Here is a 16,117-nt window from a genome sequence, read left to right as displayed (position 1 = left end):
TACCCGTTTTCCCACGACATACGAGACATTCCATGACACAGAGATTGCTGCGCGGTCGTCTGCTGACCTTTCATCGTGAGCCCCAGAACGGCGAAGATACCGGCGCCTATACCTATCTTGAGGACGGCGCGCTGCTGATCCGGGACGGGATCATTCAGGACACCGGCCCATTCTCGACGATCAGCGCAAAGGCCGAAGACGTGCCTGTGACGGACCATCGCCCTCATCTGATGATGGCGGGGTTTATCGACACCCATATCCACTTCCCTCAAGTGCAGGTGATCGCCTCGTGGGGCGCACAGCTCTTGGACTGGCTCAACACCTACACATTCCCCGAAGAAACCCGCTTTGCCTCGGACGGGCACAGCGCGACCATGGCGCGGGCGTTCTATGATCAGCTGATTGCGCATGGCACCACGACGGCGGTTGCCTATTGCTCGGTCCACAAAACCTCGGCTGACGCGTTCTTTACCGAGGCGACCAGACGCAACATGCGCATGCTTGGCGGAAAGGTCCTGATGGACCGCAACGCGCCCGAGGCGCTGCAGGATACGCCCCAATCCGGATATGACGACACCAAAGCTCTGATCACCGACTGGCATGGCAAGGGACGCAACGGCTATGTCATCACGCCCCGGTTTGCAATCACCTCAACCCCGGACCAGATGGCCATGGCCCAGGCGCTGGCGCAAGAGCATCCCGACTGCCACATCCAGACACACCTATCGGAAAACAAGGACGAGATTGCCTTTACCAAAAAACTCTATCCGCAGGCGCGGGACTATCTGGATGTCTACCAGTCCTACGGTTTGCTGGGACGGAGAACCCTGCTGGGACACTCCATCCATCTTGAGCCGCGCGAGATCGACGCGCTGGCCGAAACCGGCGCGCATCCCGTGTTCTGCCCGACCTCGAACCTGTTTCTAGGCAGCGGCCTGTTTGATCATGCCGGGCTGAGCGCTCGCGGAATCGCCAATGGGATCGCAACGGATGTTGGTGCTGGCACCAGCTATTCAATGCTGCAAACCCTGAACGAAGGTTACAAAGTCCTGCAATTGCAAGGGACAGCCCTGCACCCTTTGCAAGCATTCCATTGGGCAACCCTCGGCAATGCCTGCGTTCTGGGCCTCGAAGACAAAATCGGCACGCTCGCCCCGGGAAGTGAAGCGGATGTCGTCGTTCTGAACGCACGCAGCACCCCGGCCATGGCTCTTCGCATGGACCGCGTGGACAGCCTGGCGCAAGAGCTTTTCGTTCTGCAGATGATGGGAGACGACCGCGCGATCGAGAAAGTCTACGTGTCGGGGACACCCAGCAAAGTTGCAGGGCCGCAACCTGAACGAGCCAAAGTCTCTGCCTAGCGGCACCTGTAACGCGGGCCCATTTCCATCCCGCGACGGTCTTTGATTGAAAGCCCGGATCAGTTGACTTGCTCGATCCGGGCTAGACCCTTCAAAACCGCGCGGCCAAGTTCCTGATCGCACAAGGCAAAAAGCGCGGGATGCCTCGGGTACCCAATAAATCCTTCTGGTGCAATGAAAAATCGATCTGTATCCCGTCATTCCACAAATTGAGTAACAAGGCAGGTGACGGCATCATCTGCTGCGACATGGCGGCAAATACCAGTGTGTTAGGTTAGGAGGCGGGTCTGCAAAGAGATTTGATCTTCTAGCAGCCACCACTTCCAATCCTTCAACTTGCGATGTGGGGTTCCGACTTGTTTGCTTGGCTTCTGCCTGCGTTTTTCGTGATCCCGAGTCTACCCCTCAAACTTCAAGGCGATGCTTTCTTGTGTCGCAACGCTTTGACAGCACAGGATGAGTCCTTTTGAGATATCGTCGTCTTCAAGTGCAACTCGGTTCCGCATATGGACGGCCCCTTCAGTAAGCCGGGCAACACAGGCACCACAAACACCGGACTGGCAACTGTATGGTGGGTTCAAGCCTTTCGCTTGAGCAGCTTCCAGTATGGTTTGACCCGCAGCCACTGGTACATCATGCCATGCACCATGCAGATTTATGCGGGCTGTCGCCGCGACTCCTGACGTGCTGAGATCGTGTTTGACATCGCCACCAAAGCTTTCCTTGTGAATGCGATCGTCAGGCACGTCCAAATTCTTGAGCGCCGCCCGCAGGTCCGTGTTCATGCTGCCCGGACCGCAGATCCAGTACTGCACGTCCTGCGCTACAGGTGGGGTCTCGGCAATAGCGGCCTGAACGGTGTTTGCGTCCAACCGACCCGTGCGCCAAGGGCTGAACCAACTCAGCAATGACGGGTGGGACAGAACATGGCGCACAGAAAAGCGTTTTGGGTATCGCGCTTGGATCTGCTCTAACTCGTCCCGAAAAATGATGCTGTTCGCGTTGGTATTGCCGAAAACCAAATGCGCGACGGAATGCGGCTCGTCCGTCAAAACGGCATTGATCATCGCGTATAGAGGCGTGATGCCACTGCCCGCGCCAAAGAAATAGTGCGTGCGGCGTTTCAGGGGGCCGGGCGTTAAGGTGAACTGTCCAAAGGGGGGCATGACTTCGATGATATCGCCCACCGACAGAGCATCACCGATATGGTTCGATACGATCCCGTCTTTCACACGTTTCACAGTGACGCGCAGTGCGGATCCAGGAGGGTTTGAGATGGTGTAGCTGCGCCTATGTTCCTGCCCTTCGATCAAAAACCTGATCGTCAGATGTTGCCCTGCTATCCATTGAAACAGATCAGCCAGTCTGGCAGGGACATCTAAAGTAACACTTGTGGCTGCACCGCCGATCTCTGTGCGGATGTCAGATACGGTCAATGGATAGAAGTTGCGTTGCATTAGATCACCCAATCACCGGTAGTCATAGGTTGTGGTCAATGACCGGATAACCATCCCGCCAAGGTAAGGTTCAAAGACAAACTCATCTGTTTGACGCATTTTTCCGGCATATCCCTGCCAATCATATTGAACATCCGTAACCGCGGTTACGTGGTGGACCTCATTGTCGGTGCGGGTGGTCATTTTAGGCTTGGATCGCTCAGTTTCCTTGTAGTCCTCCAGATCCTCGGGGAGTTCAGCATCGGTAGCGACCGCCACATCTCCCACACGGTAAATGAAGACATCATCTTCCTGCTCGGTACCGTATTTGAGGATGATCCGGTGTGTGGCTTCGGGATGCCAGATTTCCCACGTAGCCAGAAGGCTATCTTCGTCTTGAGCCGCAAGGACACGGGCAGAGATCTCCTCAGGCGTGTCTGCTTGCGCTGTCAGCACCAAAGTCGACGCGATGACCACGCCTGTCAGGGTGGCTTGAACGGGCGTCATGAGCAATCTCCGCATTGTTCAATCATCCTTCATGAACTCCAACACTGCTTTCTGGTGCTGGGTAATCGGATTTTCGCCAATCCCAGCCGGGCCGATTTCCAGATACGGGCTTTTCAGAGACTTCTGCTGTTGTTCGCAGGCATAGATATCCTCGGTCGTGAAATCTCCGGATGCCATCGGATCGTCTTCGCCGGCGACGTTGTCCCCTTGGTACTTCGCACCGCCAAAGTCCTTCCAAAAACCCCAGCTTTTCCACTGCTGTTTCTGAAACGCCCAGTCTGATACGTTGGCCAGCTTCGAGCGGTTTTCGATGCGCGTCAGGTCCGGCGCCAGTGGCGTGATGACAAACAAGTTCCAGCTTTCTTCACTGGCTCCGATACCAATGCCGGGAAAGAGCATTGGAACCCAGGCGCCGACATGGGGTTTTGGGATCGCGCGCGGCATCGGCAGGTTCGCCTCGTGGTCCTTGGCGTACTCCGCTGAAGGGGGCTCCCAAAAGTGATAGTGCGGCCCCTGCCACCCGTATTCTGCCTTGGCATGGTCATACATGTGCAGGGTGTTGGAATGCAGGTGGCTCAGGTGATAGACGTCGATGTAATTCTCGACAACGATCTTCCAATTTGCCTTGATCTCATAGGTGTTCCGGCCTTCAGCGTACTCTACCAATTCCTCGGGTTTGTGCGGGCCAAGGAATGGATCGACCCCGCCGAACCACTCCGCAAGCGTGGGCGCATTCGGATCGGGATGAACGAACAGCATACCGCGCCAGACGTCTACGCTGGCCGGTTTGAGGCCAAGGCACGATTTATCAACACCACCGGGAAATTCCGACGCCTCATCGGGGACGGAGATTAGATTTCCTTCCAGATCATAGGTCCAATCGTGGTAGGGACAGGTCAGCACCTTTTGCGTCTTGCCGACCGCGCGGATAAGCTGCGTACCGCGATGGCGGCAAATATTGTGAAAGGCCCGCAGCCGGTGATCGCGCCCCATGACGACAAACAGATTGTTCAGACCTGCCTGCACCGACAGATAGTGCCCCGGGCCTTCGATATCCTCAACCAATCCTGCAAAACGCCAGGTGCGTGAGAAGATCTGTTGTTGTTCTCGGTCGAACCAATCCTGCGAGGTGTAGGCTTCGACTGGCAGGTGATGATACATTTTAGTCATCTTTATCCCTCAGGTCATCAGATAGGCGTATTGCGGGAAAAGGCTGGCGGCGAGCATCATCAGTCCCGACAAAGCCCAAAGGCAGACTATGGCCCAGAAAAGAACTGGATCGTCGTCTCGGTTGATCTCGAACACCAGAAAAGCCTGACCATTCAGGATGGTCGGAATGGTCCACCATAAGAAAAGCAGCCCCCAGACCCAGTAGAAACCCAATAACGCGGCAGCCAACAGGACAGGCAAAGCTAAATAATTTGCGGTTCTGGCGTGGCTCATCGCTCGGCCTCCAGCGTAGAGGCCAGCAAAGACGCCGCCAGTTTCAATTCCGCGCGCCAGACTTTGGGCGGCTCGAGTGGCGACAGGGCATCCATGCTGACAAAGATTGCGGAAATACCCTGAGTCACGGCACGAATGCTAGTATCCGGCGCGTCAGGGGCAGCGCGCCTCAGGACATCCTCAACAACGTCAAAGAAGGCAGTTAGGCTGTCCATAAGATCTTGCCGCAGATCGGGGCGATCCGGAACAACAGTTACCAGCGCCTGATAGGCCAGCATGAGCCGCGGATCAGTTCCGCTGTTTTCGGCAAAAAGAGCGTCAACAAGATCCGTTGGCGTTGCTCTGTCTGGCAGGGCCTGTCGCAGGCCGTCTAGTGACATCGCAAAGCCTTCAAGCGTGTACTCGGCAAGTGCGGCAATCATTTCGTCCTTGTTGCCAAGATAGTGGCGCAGCAGAGGGCGCTTGACGCCTGCTTCCTCCGCGATCCGTTCCTGGGTCGCGCCGTCAAGGCCGAACCGCGCCACACATGTGAGGTACGCATCCAGGATTTCCTGAGATCGTTGGTCTTTCAGAGATGGTCTTGGCATTGCGGCCTCTTAAATTGTCACTGATGACAAATAATGATTAGAGATTGTTTGTCAACTATGACAATCTACTTTGAGACCAGCGCGTGAAAAGAAACTTCAATTCGGAAGGGCTATAGCGAGGGGCCAGCCACCATCCAATGCTTTCGCGAGTGCGACAGCCTGCCTCTCATCTTTTTCAACAGTACCGCCCGCTGGTTCGAGAAAGAGAGTTCAGCCCAAGTAAAATGACCGCGGAACACCGTCACAACGTCTCGATGTTTCCCAAAAGAATAGAGGTCATATCCATCGCAAATGAACCATCTTGGACAGTAACATCCAACTGCGTGTCATAATTCACCGCATTTCGCGTTATCCCCGAGAGGTCGGCATCTGCGTCCAGAAAAACCCATTTCGCGGGATATGGAGAGGTTTGTCCGACCGCTGCCTGTAGAATGGAGAGCGCGTCCAAGGCGTTGACGGCTCCGTCCTGAGTGATATCGGCGGCAATCAGGTTTTCCGGAGCGGCTGGTCCCCATGTCGGATCCAGACCAACCGAGATGCGAAGAACCTGCAACGCATCCAGAGCGTTGACCCGTCCGCTCGCTGTTGAATAGGTTTTGACGACCTCCAGCTCTCCGGCCAATGTCCCGTTCGGAACGTTCAAATCGAAGCGTCCGGTTTCATCTGTAGTTGCGGTGACGGTGCCGCCTCCGGTCGGAGTGAACTTGATCTCGGCATCTGCGAGGCCCGGATTGGCAGTCTCGGAATCGACGCTCACGCGCCCCTGAATGCCGTCCGAGCTTGCGGGCTCTAGCCCGCCGAACGTACCGAAATCCACAGGAATGTGATCCGGCCCGCCAAACCCGGAGCCAAAGACCTCTTCTTTCGTCAACGGCGTGCCGGTTGAGGAAATCACGTGGACGACCTCATTCAGATATTGGATGTCGGCCCCTTGGGATGTGGCTGTAAAGGTCAATTGATCGGGGGTGCGCAGCAGAAGATAGTCGAACATGTCCAGCCGATCGGTACCGGCTTCGAAATCCGTGATCGTCGTGGGGTCGCTGCCATATTGCATGACGAAAATATCGGCCCCTGCCCCGCCTGTCAGCGTCGTCTCACCACTCCCAGCGATGAGGATGTCATCTCCGTCTCCGCCGGACAGTTGGGCATCAAGCACCCCCGCGCTGAGCATGTCGTCTTGCGCCGTGCCCGAAACCGGCCCGCTACCATCCAGAACGACGCCAAGATTTGCCAAAGAAACGCTCAGCTGCGTCAGCCCGGGATCCTGCTGTGAGGTTGCAAGCACCTGAAGCTCATCACCGATATGGGCGAGGTTTAGAGTCTGAACGTTCCCCAATCCGCTATCCAACGTGTCCGCAAAGCTGTCCAGATAGACCAGCTTTCCATTCGGGGTCAGCGTGAAAAGGCTGACCCCATCGTCGGACCCACCCGCAACGACGAACGCACGACCATTCACCTCGATCACCGACAGGTCCTGCACGGATTCAAACCGGGTATTCAACGTATCGAGAACGTGATCCTTGGGGATCAACCGACCATCGCTGCGCAAACCCATCACGCTGAGGGAATTGCTGCCCGACCCCGCCACGATGACCCAGGATTGCCCATAGGCCTCGACCACCTCAATCGCCGTGGGCGTAGAGATTCCCATCGTTGAAACAGCGGCACTGTTGTCCAGAGCGCTGAGGCTGCCATCGCTCGCGGAAACATCAAACACGGCGATTTCACTATTTGCAGCGTTCGCGGTGATCACGAATTGCTCAGACCCGACCGTCGCAGCATGCATCGAATCGGCTTGGCCTGAGACCAGCGAAACGACCGAAAGCGTGCCGTCTGGATTGACCGCGTAGCTGCCGATCTGATCGGTATCTTCATGCGCAAGTGTCAGATAGCTCTGCCCTCCGACGTCCAGTTGCGCCATCGCCGAGATGTCTCCGCCACCGACGAGCGTCCCGGTTTCCTGCAGGTCGCCAAAGGTACCATCCGCGTTGAGCGTGTACCCCACCAAACCCGTTGCATTGTTGATATCAAGGGCCAATTGATCCCCTGCGCCCAGCGTGATGGGCACACCCGTCCGCCCCACTTGATACAGGATCGGACCACTGTGATAGACGGTATCCACCAGCTGCGGCCCGGCCCCTTCGGTGAGGCGCCAAGCGGCAACACCACCGAACGGACCGGTGACGGAATAGAGATACTTATCCCCGTTAAACGTTTTTAAAGCCGTATCGCCGATACCTGAATCGAGCGCCGGGCTTCCCGTTGCAACCACAGTTTCGAATTGAAGCATCACCTTGATCACCCCCAATGCCACCCCTGGCAATGACCTGAGGATGATCTGATGCCCAGACCGAAACAAAAGCGGGAATGTGGTGAAAACGAGGAGTTCGGCTTCAGTTTAACTCAATTTTTCCAGGTTCGCCCGCGGTGTTAACCGGAAGGCAAGACAGATGAACAAAGCGTCATGTCGGGGATGGCCTTCCACGGATCGCGGACACCAAATCTGAGGGGCAAGACGATGAAGACACCTGAGCGCCATACTGATACGCCAGCCGATCTTTCAGGGGCAGATCGCGATCGCCACAAGCGCTCGTGGATCGAACGCAACCTGCGCAAACTGTCCGGGCGCGGCATTGCGGGCGGATTGGTGTCGACCTTGCTGGCCCTTCCGGCTTTTGCGCAGGCGACGGTTGAGGAACTCTATGCGTTCCAATTCGCGGATACGATCCCGGGTGTGAAATCAGCCAAGCTGATGGACAACGGGAATGTCCTTCTGAAAATGCTCGATGGGCGCACGATGGTTGTTGCGGCTGAACATGTTCAGGTCCTTGAAAGCGGCTCGATCATGATCGCCGAGGCGATGGTTTCGCAGATCGTCGAATTCAGCGCCGTCGCCGAGGCCGGAGCTGCTTCAGCGGCAGGCGGTCTGGGCGGCATGGGTGCTGCGGCGGCGGGTCTTGGTCTCGCCGGTGCTGCGGCGGCAGGTGGCGGCGGCGGAGGCGGCGGGGACGATCCAGCCCCTACGCCAAACTTCCCGACGCTGAATTTGGCAGAGTTGCAGGCCACCTCCCTCAACAACACTCTGACCAACGCAACTGCGCCGGACGATGCGACCTCGGTCGAGGTTACGATCGGCTCCGTGACCAAGACCGTGACACCGGATTCCGAAGGGAACTGGACCGTCACCCTCACAGCGCCCGAGGCGAGCGCCCTGGCCCAAGGCCAGTCCACAGTGACCGTTCGTATGCTTGATACCTTGGGGGACGAGATCTCCGTATCGACGGCAACCGTGGTCGTAGACACCATCCCACCAACACTCAGCATTGACAGTTTCTCGGATGGCGCCGTCATGAACGCCGCCGAGCAGGGAACAGATCTTGTCGTAGGTGGTGCGACAGACGCAGAAAACGGGCAGTCGGTGAGCGTCACTCTGAATGGTCAGACTTACACCGGTACGGTGTCCAACGGCCAATGGTCGGCAACCGTTCCAGCCGCCGATCTGGCAGCCTTGTCGGATGGGGCAACCATCAGCGTGACAGCGGACGTTTCGGATCGCGCTGGCAACACGGCCGTTCAAGCCAGCAACAGCTTCGATACGGACTTCACGGCTCCAACCCTCACGCTCGATCCGGTCGGCGGAGGGTCCATTGACCTTATTGATGTAACCGGCGATCTGACCGTGACCGGGGCGACCTCGGCTGAGGACAACCAAACTGTAACGCTTGTATTGGATGGGCAGTCCTTTACCGGCACGACACTGGGCGGCAGTTGGTCTGTCACTATTCCCAACGCGGATCTTGCCGGGTTGACGACGGGCACTCCGGCAGAAATCAGTGTTACGCTCGCGGATGCGGCTGGCAACCCGGCGACCACCGTGACGGCCACGGTGCCCGTCGACCTCTCAGGCCCATCCATTGCCATTTCGCCCTTGTCCGTAGGTGATATCCTGAACGCTGCCGAGGCCGGTTCAGACCTTGCCATTTCAGGCACAACCGGAAATGTTGGCGACAACCAGCAGGTTTCCGTCACGCTGAACGGCCAGACCTATACGGACCTCGTCTCGGGTGGCTCTTGGAGCGTTACCGTACCGACCGCCGATCTAGCATCTCTGTCCGATGGCGGCGATTTTACGATAACAGCCAATGTGTCTGACGCGGACGGGCTGGCTGCGCCTCAAGCAACGGCGCAATTGACCAAGGATGTCAGCGCTCCTACGGTGACCATCGACAGCTTCTCGGACGGTGCTGTCATGAATGCGGCGGAGCGCGGAACCGACCTGACCATTTCGGGTTCCACCTCAGCTGAAGACGATCAAACCGTAACCGTTGGGATGAATGGGCTCACCTACACCGCCGAGGCTTCGGGCGGGTCGTGGACTGTTACCGTACCAGCCGCTGATTTGGCACTCTTTGCGGACGGAGCAACAATTGCGGTAACAGCAGATGTCTCAGACATCGCCGAAAACCCGGCTGTTCAAGCGACAAGCAGCTTCGATACAGATTTCACTGATCCAACCATCGCGATCACGAGCGTTTCGGACGGCTCGATCATGAACGCCGCAGAGCGGGCAACGGACCTGACCATTTCAGGCACAAGCGATGCAGGCGTAGGGGCGGTTGTATCTATCACGATCGCACGCGCCGACGGCACGGTTGACGTCACCGACGCAACAACCGTCACCGGTGGCAATTGGACGTTGGTGACAAACGCGTCTGAGCTTTTGGGGCTTCAGGATCAGGAAAGCTATACCATCACCGCGACTGTGGCTGATGCAGTTGGAAACACGTCCCAAACCACAATGGGCTTCACAACTGATTTTGCGGCACCCAGCATTACCCTCGATCCACTGTCCATCGGATCAGTTCTGGATGTAGTGGAGCGTGGGCAGGACCTGACGGTTTCAGGCACAACAACGGCCGATAACGGAGACACTGTAACCATCACCTTGGACGGCGAGACCTATACGGCCACCGCACTGAACGGAAACTGGAATGCGGATATTCCAACCAGCGATCTCGCGGCCTTGGCAGACAGCGCAAGCTTTCAGGTCTCGGCATCGGTTGAAGACGCTGCTGGAAATACCTCCAACGCGGCAACAGGTTCCTTCTCAACCGATTTCCGGCCCACTTTGAGCCTTGATACAATTGGAACAAATGGGGCGATCTCTCTTGCCGATGCGCAAAGTTCCGGGATTACAGTCAGCGGCTCTTCGGTCGGTCTGGTTGCCGGTCACACAGTGGATATCCTGCTGGGCAGTACATCCGTTGGCACCGCAACCGTCGCCGCAAATGGAACATGGTCTGCACCTATCGCAGCCTCCGCTTTTGGCGCCACGACAGCCGGGACGGATCTGAACTTCTCGGCCGAAGCAACAGTATCAGGAGGGCCTGATCCCGTTCCGGTGAGCGCTGAAGCCACGGCTCATACCCCCATAGCCTATGTCATCTCGGAAGTCGGCCGAAGTGGCTCAACCGTCCAGTTCGCGGTCTATTCGGAAGCCGATCGGGATCTGTCGAGCGGGTTATTTGTAGACATGCGATTGGAATTCGACTCCGCTCAGGTCACCTTTGACAGCGGCTCCATCATATTCAACGGGCAATTGCCTCTTGCCGTGAACGCAGCCAACCCCAGTTTCGTCAATTTTGCCGGAGCAACGCTGAGTTTCTCCGACATTTCGTCGCCTCTGGTGCAGTTTTCTGTCGACATTCAGGACATCAATCAACCCTTTGAGCTGAAGATCGTCACGCCAAACGGAGGGGACTCTGTCTACCAATCAGGGACGACCACTGACGATGTTATAGATGCAAGCAATGTGGACACGATCATCAGGGGGGGTGATGGCGACGATACGATTGACCTGACAGAGGCAGGCCGAGACATCGTTGTGTTCGAAGCAGACCCTGCAATCAATGGCACAGATATCATCACGGGGTTCAGCACCGGAACTGCAACGGAAGTCGCAGATGCCCTGATGTTCAGGGGCCTCGACGTCGCCACGTTGCGAGGCACGGGAACGGACGTGGAATTCCTGAGCCAAGGCGGCAATCTGGGAATAGATACAGGCTTCATCGGCTTTACGACCATCCTCAGCGACCTCACGGCCAGCACCATTGAATTGGCATTGGAGAGCCTGGTCGGAGCGCAGGCCGGAGACGAGATATATGCCCTGACAACCGATGGAACCGACGCCAAGCTCGTCAAAGCCAGGTTCTCTGCATCAGACGACGTCACTGTTGATACGCTCGCCGTGTTCGATGGTCTGAATGATCTGAACAGCCTGAGTGCAGACAATATCCTGCATACCGATCCCACAGGTGCCACCGCCTAGTCCTTTTCTAGGATTGGCCGAGAGCTTGGAAGGCAGCCATGTCAAAAACCCACCTCAAACCCCTCTCATTCCAGAGGTATGGTCACAAGTTCTGGAAACGCTTCACCTCATTCGACCATACAAGGCACGTGACCGAATGTTCAGTTGTTGCGGCAGAAGTTTTCCCCGTAGCGGCTGCTTTCCCGCTTGTGTTCCGCAAAACGGAGAGCGGGGTAGAGCCGGTCGCAGTGTTTTCCCTGACAGAAGAGGCTGAAAACCCATTTGTGTCCGAAACAGGCATATGGTTGGCGCCCTACTTGCCCTCTGCGATGAGGTGCCCGCCTTTCGATGCCGAACCAATGCCAAGAGGTGGGCAGGTCAAGGACGCTCAATTCCAATTGCTCATCGACGAATCCCTTGGCTTGATCAGTGATGACCCCAGAGATGAGGCGTTCTACCGTGAAACAGGAGCGCTTTCTTCCAATCTTGAAGCCGTAAAGAGGTTCTTCCAAGGTCGAATGTCGTCCGCACAAACCACAAAGGCCATTTGTGATGTGCTTGCGGAAATGAACTTGTTGGACCCACTCACCCAATACGAGAGCTGCATTTTGCCAAGGAGCTGTTGGGGTATCTCGACCGATCGGTTGAACAGTTTGACAAACAAGCAGCTGGCCACACTGACGGCTTGTGGCGCTCTGCGGCTAGTCCACGCGCATCAAATCTCGCTGTCTCACATACCTTGGTTGACCCAAGCACAATCACGAATGACACATAATCCGGGTTCAAAGGATGCTGAGCGGAAGGCCAATGCCGAAGGCTTCTTATCTGCATTGGCCGATGCGCAAACGAGCGAAACCTCTTGGGGCCAGATTTCGGAGAGACACGCTTGTGCTCGATAACCCCTGGTCGCCATACGACGCAACAAAACCGAAAACAGATCCGATCAGCGGACGCATTCCAATTCTTCGCTGCCCTAACTTGCCGGAGAGGAACTGATTCATGACGCCGCACGAAACCCAACCGGACACATCACGTTTGACAGAACTCGAAACATGTATTCTGCATGTGGGTGAGACACTTGAACGCCCAATAACAAAAGCGTCTCTCTTTGCCGCGCAGTCAGAATTGGAAAATGGTCTCTCGATAAGTGATGCACTGGCGCTTGCACGCCAAAGCGGTCTTCAGGCAGGGTATGGCGCACGCTTACTGAGCAAATTGGATGACGATTTGTCACCAGCCATACTGTTGCTGGAGGGTGGACGATCCGTTGTCTATCATGGGCGCAGCGACGACGGCATGCTGTTGGTGTACGACCCTTGCATCGGGCCCGGAACCGGGACAATTCCGGAAACGCAGTTGGACAAAGCCTATACCGGCTATGCAATCCTATTTCGCCGAGATCATCAAGATATCTTGAAGAATAGCGAGGCCCAAAGGTCTGGACATTGGTTCTGGTCTGCTTTGGCGTCCAGTCGATGGTCCTATTGCCAAGTCATTCTCGCAGCGGCGCTCGCCAATCTTCTAGGGCTTTCAACGTCTATCTTCATCATGGTCGTCTATGACCGCGTTCTTCCCAACGAAGCAACGGAGTCTCTGATTGCACTGACCATAGGCGTAGGCCTCGCCCTTGGATTCGATTTCCTACTCAAGATTCTAAGAGCTGGATTCATTGATCAGGCCGGCCAAAAGGCTGATAGGCTGATGGGACGGCGCATTTTTGACAAGTTACTCGATATTCAAATGAAATCTCGCACCGGATCGACCGGCGCGACGGCAAATACAGTTCGCGAGTTCGAAACCCTGCGCGAGTTTTTCACGTCCGCAACATTGGTTGTGATCGTCGACCTACCCTTCATCGCTCTGTTTGTCTTCGTGATCTTCCTGGTGGGCGGCCCGCTGGCCATCGTTCCTGCGATGGCGGTACCCATCGTGCTGATTTCCGGATTGCTCGCCCAACCTATCCTATCGCGGTTGGCCGAACGCCAATTCAAGGATGGTCAATCCAAACAATCGGTTCTTGTTGAGACCGTCTCTGGCCTCGAAACCATAAAAACCACCTCTGCTGATCGTCAGATGCGTACCCGTTGGGAAAGCGCGATAGAACGACAATCGAACCACGGAGTTCGCAGTCGCGCGATTGCACAATTCGCCCTGAACCTGACCGGCCTCACGCAACAGGCGGCGCAAGTTCTGATCGTTTTCTATGGTGTGTTCCTGGTCATGGAAGGAAAAGCCAGCATGGGTGCCTTGATCGCCGCTGTCATGTTGACCGGCCGTGCCTTGGCCCCTCTGGGGCAATTGGCGCAAACTTTGACGCGGTACAATCAGGCGCGCAGCGCTTTTCGAAACCTCAACCAGATTATGCGAGCAGATAGCGAGAGACCAGAAGGCAGAACCTGGATCAGTCGTTCAAGCTTCAAAGGTGCAATCTCGTTTAGCAACGTTCATTTCACATACCCGGATCAATCCGAAGATACGTTGAAAGGTGTTTCCTTCACCATCAACCCCGGTGAGAAAGTCGCAATTCTTGGCCAAATTGGCTCGGGCAAAAGCACAATTGCGCGACTGTTGCTGGGCCTCTATGCGCCTCGGGTCGGGTCGGTCATGCTGGATGGGTTGGATATTCGGCAAATTGACCCAGGCGACCTAAGGCGCGGTGTCGGCTCTGTTCTACAGGATGTTTGGCTGTTTTCCGGCTCTATCCGCGAAAACATCGCCAGTGGCGCTATCAGACCAAACGACGAAGAAGTAGTTGAAGCCGGGTATATTGCCGGAGTTGAAGACTTCGTAGCTAGCCATCCAGCAGGCTATGATCAACAGCTTGCGGAACGGGGTGAAGGGCTTTCTGGTGGGCAAAGACAAGCGATTGCCTTGGCGCGAGCCATGATTGGCAAGCCATCGGTTTTACTGCTGGATGAGCCAACGAGCGCCATGGATGTTCAAACCGAAGCGCGCGTTCTGACCCGCCTCAAGCAGGCGACCCCGGACACGACAATGGTGATCGTCACGCACCGTCCTAGCCTCTTGGAATTGGTGGACCGCGTTATTGTCATTGCCGACGGTCAAATTGCGAAAGACGGGCCCAAAAGCCTTCTTTCACAACATGCAAGTCAAAACAGGAGGCACCTGAATGTCGCAGCATCATGATCTTGCCTCATTGGCACGCGCGACGCGCGGAACTTCACCTTTGCGAAACTCTCTTCTGCTTGTGGCAATTCTCGCATGCCTCCTCACGACCGGGCTTTGGGCGCATCTGACCGAGTTGGACGACGTAACCCGCGTGGATGGCCGGATCGTGCCATCTGGAGACATCCAGATCATCGAAGCAACAGAGCCAGGTGTTTTGAAGGCACTGCACGTGCGAGAAGGTCAAGTGGTTCAAGCCGGCACCTTGTTGATGGAATTCGACACGACCCAAATCGACAGTCAGTTGAATCAGGAACAACAACGTGCTTTTGGCCTGATGGCTCGGATCCAGCGGCTACAGTCCGAGATCGAGGGGCGGGACCTTCAGTTTGACGCTGCGCTCGTCACAGGCGCCCCGGATGTCGTTCAATCTGAAAGGGCTTTGTATCAGGGTCGGCAAGCCGAACTGCAGGCTGAAGTTGATATTTTGCTGCGACAGCAACAACAACGCGATAAGGAATACGAAGAAGGATTGGTGGATCAGGTCACCGCCGAAGAGACATTGAATGTTCTGGCTGAGGAAAGGGCAATGATGGCGCCTCTGGTCGCCAGCAAAATGGAGCCCGCGACCACGCTTTTAGCGCTTAGGCGCAGTGAGGCAGAATGGAAAGGTCGCCGGGTCAGAGCCGCAGCTGCGACCAGCCGACTAAAAACTGGTCTGGAAGAGATTGATGACCGAATCCGAGCGGCGCGCAGTAGATTTCGGAGCAATGCTCTGACCGACCTCGCCCTCGCGACAGCTGAACTTTCCGCTCTAGAACCAATGCTACCAGCTTTGCAGGATCGGGCGTCCCGCGCAAAGGTTCAATCTCCGGCGCGCGGCATCGTAAACCGCATCCACCGTACCACGATTGGTGGTCTTGCGCGCACCGGGGAGGAGTTGGTCGAGATCGTTCCACTGGATGACAGTTTACTGGTCGAAGCCTATATTCGCCCGCAAGATATCGCGTTTCTTCACGCTGGACAGCCCGTCAAAGTCAAAATCACCGCCTATGATTTCGCCCGCTACGGCGGGCTGGACGGGGAAATTGTTCGTATTGGTGCAGACACTATCACCCGGTCTGAACGCAATGATGAAGAGGTCTTTGTCATTGAGATCCGGACGAATGGTACGATGCTCGACGCCTCGGGGCTTGCTGTTGAAATCATTCCCGGCATGGTTGCCGAGGTCGATATTCTGGCTGGGCGTAAAACCGTTCTGGACTACTTGATCCAACCGGTCGTGAAGATTAAAGATCAAGCGCTGCGGGAATAGTGCAGGCTTGATCATTTCATCACTTTCAATACATT

General features: G+C 56.2%; 11 protein-coding genes. 5 read left to right on the top strand and 6 right to left on the bottom strand.

The annotated features are described in order from the left end of the window. The first annotated feature begins 32 nt into the window (after nucleotides 1-32). Nucleotides 33-1,361 (top strand): guanine deaminase, encoded by a 1,329-nt coding sequence (gene guaD / locus ACR0KL_RS11770; protein ID WP_170549571.1) that lies wholly within the window; start codon nucleotides 33-35, stop codon nucleotides 1,359-1,361. 398 nt (nucleotides 1,362-1,759) lie between these two features. On the opposite strand, the gene ACR0KL_RS11765 is transcribed toward guaD, so the two are convergent. The 6 genes from ACR0KL_RS11765 to ACR0KL_RS11740 form a co-directional block, all read right to left on the bottom strand. Next, entirely contained in the window at nucleotides 1,760-2,818 is a 1,059-nt protein-coding gene (locus ACR0KL_RS11765) for a ferredoxin--NADP reductase (protein WP_170675808.1), read from the bottom strand. A 12-nt stretch (nucleotides 2,819-2,830) separates the two neighbouring features. Next, complete coding sequence (locus ACR0KL_RS11760; protein WP_170675809.1) at nucleotides 2,831-3,304, bottom strand: hypothetical protein; 474 nt, start codon at nucleotides 3,302-3,304, stop codon at nucleotides 2,831-2,833. Between the two features lie 18 nt (nucleotides 3,305-3,322). Continuing rightward, nucleotides 3,323-4,474: an SRPBCC family protein gene (locus tag ACR0KL_RS11755; protein ID WP_170675810.1), complete on the bottom strand. Its 1,152-nt coding sequence runs from the start codon at nucleotides 4,472-4,474 to the stop codon at nucleotides 3,323-3,325. Nucleotides 4,475-4,483: 9 nt separating this feature from the next. Continuing rightward, nucleotides 4,484-4,747 carry a hypothetical protein gene (locus ACR0KL_RS11750; protein ID WP_170675811.1) on the bottom strand — a complete coding sequence of 88 codons (264 nt, stop codon included), beginning with the start codon at nucleotides 4,745-4,747 and terminating at the stop codon, nucleotides 4,484-4,486. Further along, nucleotides 4,744-5,334 (bottom strand): TetR/AcrR family transcriptional regulator, encoded by a 591-nt coding sequence (locus tag ACR0KL_RS11745; RefSeq protein ID WP_170675812.1) that lies wholly within the window; start codon nucleotides 5,332-5,334, stop codon nucleotides 4,744-4,746. The genes ACR0KL_RS11750 and ACR0KL_RS11745 overlap by 4 nt, the downstream gene beginning before the upstream one ends. Before the next feature lie 241 nt (nucleotides 5,335-5,575). Further along, the gene (locus ACR0KL_RS11740) at nucleotides 5,576-7,624 is read right to left on the bottom strand and encodes a dockerin type I domain-containing protein (protein WP_480554967.1); all 2,049 of its coding nucleotides are present in this window, start codon (nucleotides 7,622-7,624) and stop codon (nucleotides 5,576-5,578) included. A 228-nt stretch (nucleotides 7,625-7,852) separates the two neighbouring features. On the opposite strand from ACR0KL_RS11740, the gene ACR0KL_RS11735 reads away from it, so the two are divergent. From ACR0KL_RS11735 to ACR0KL_RS11720, 4 genes are all read left to right on the top strand, one after another. Next, entirely contained in the window at nucleotides 7,853-11,662 is a 3,810-nt protein-coding gene (locus ACR0KL_RS11735) for an Ig-like domain-containing protein (RefSeq protein ID WP_170675814.1), read from the top strand. Between the two features lie 38 nt (nucleotides 11,663-11,700). Then, a complete protein-coding gene (locus ACR0KL_RS11730; protein WP_170675815.1) occupies nucleotides 11,701-12,540 on the top strand; it encodes a SapC family protein in 840 nt (279 codons plus the stop codon). A gap of 100 nt (nucleotides 12,541-12,640) precedes the next feature. Continuing rightward, a complete protein-coding gene (locus ACR0KL_RS11725; protein ID WP_480777058.1) occupies nucleotides 12,641-14,788 on the top strand; it encodes a type I secretion system permease/ATPase in 2,148 nt (715 codons plus the stop codon). Continuing rightward, entirely contained in the window at nucleotides 14,772-16,082 is a 1,311-nt protein-coding gene (locus ACR0KL_RS11720; RefSeq protein ID WP_170675817.1) for an HlyD family type I secretion periplasmic adaptor subunit, read from the top strand. The genes ACR0KL_RS11725 and ACR0KL_RS11720 overlap by 17 nt, the downstream gene beginning before the upstream one ends. The last annotated feature ends 35 nt before the right edge of the window (nucleotides 16,083-16,117 follow it).

Source organism: Ruegeria sp. C8, from assembly GCF_056537565.1.
This window is presented reverse-complemented; position numbering and strand designations above follow the sequence as displayed.

What these genes read in the sequence shown, in the direction of transcription:
- ACR0KL_RS11760 (WP_170675809.1), bottom strand. Translation starts at nt 3,304, where the DNA reads ATGACGCCCGTTCAAGCCACCCTGACAGGCGTGGTCATCGCGTCGACT.
- guaD (WP_170549571.1), top strand. Translation starts at nt 33, where the DNA reads ATGACACAGAGATTGCTGCGCGGTCGTCTGCTGACCTTTCATCGTGAG.
- ACR0KL_RS11735 (WP_170675814.1), top strand. Translation starts at nt 7,853, where the DNA reads ATGAAGACACCTGAGCGCCATACTGATACGCCAGCCGATCTTTCAGGG.
- ACR0KL_RS11720 (WP_170675817.1), top strand. Translation starts at nt 14,772, where the DNA reads ATGTCGCAGCATCATGATCTTGCCTCATTGGCACGCGCGACGCGCGGA.
- ACR0KL_RS11730 (WP_170675815.1), top strand. Translation starts at nt 11,701, where the DNA reads ATGTCAAAAACCCACCTCAAACCCCTCTCATTCCAGAGGTATGGTCAC.
- ACR0KL_RS11725 (WP_480777058.1), top strand. Translation starts at nt 12,641, where the DNA reads ATGACGCCGCACGAAACCCAACCGGACACATCACGTTTGACAGAACTC.
- ACR0KL_RS11745 (WP_170675812.1), bottom strand. Translation starts at nt 5,334, where the DNA reads ATGCCAAGACCATCTCTGAAAGACCAACGATCTCAGGAAATCCTGGAT.
- ACR0KL_RS11755 (WP_170675810.1), bottom strand. Translation starts at nt 4,474, where the DNA reads ATGACTAAAATGTATCATCACCTGCCAGTCGAAGCCTACACCTCGCAG.
- ACR0KL_RS11740 (WP_480554967.1), bottom strand. Translation starts at nt 7,624, where the DNA reads ATGCTTCAATTCGAAACTGTGGTTGCAACGGGAAGCCCGGCGCTCGAT.
- ACR0KL_RS11750 (WP_170675811.1), bottom strand. Translation starts at nt 4,747, where the DNA reads ATGAGCCACGCCAGAACCGCAAATTATTTAGCTTTGCCTGTCCTGTTG.
- ACR0KL_RS11765 (WP_170675808.1), bottom strand. Translation starts at nt 2,818, where the DNA reads ATGCAACGCAACTTCTATCCATTGACCGTATCTGACATCCGCACAGAG.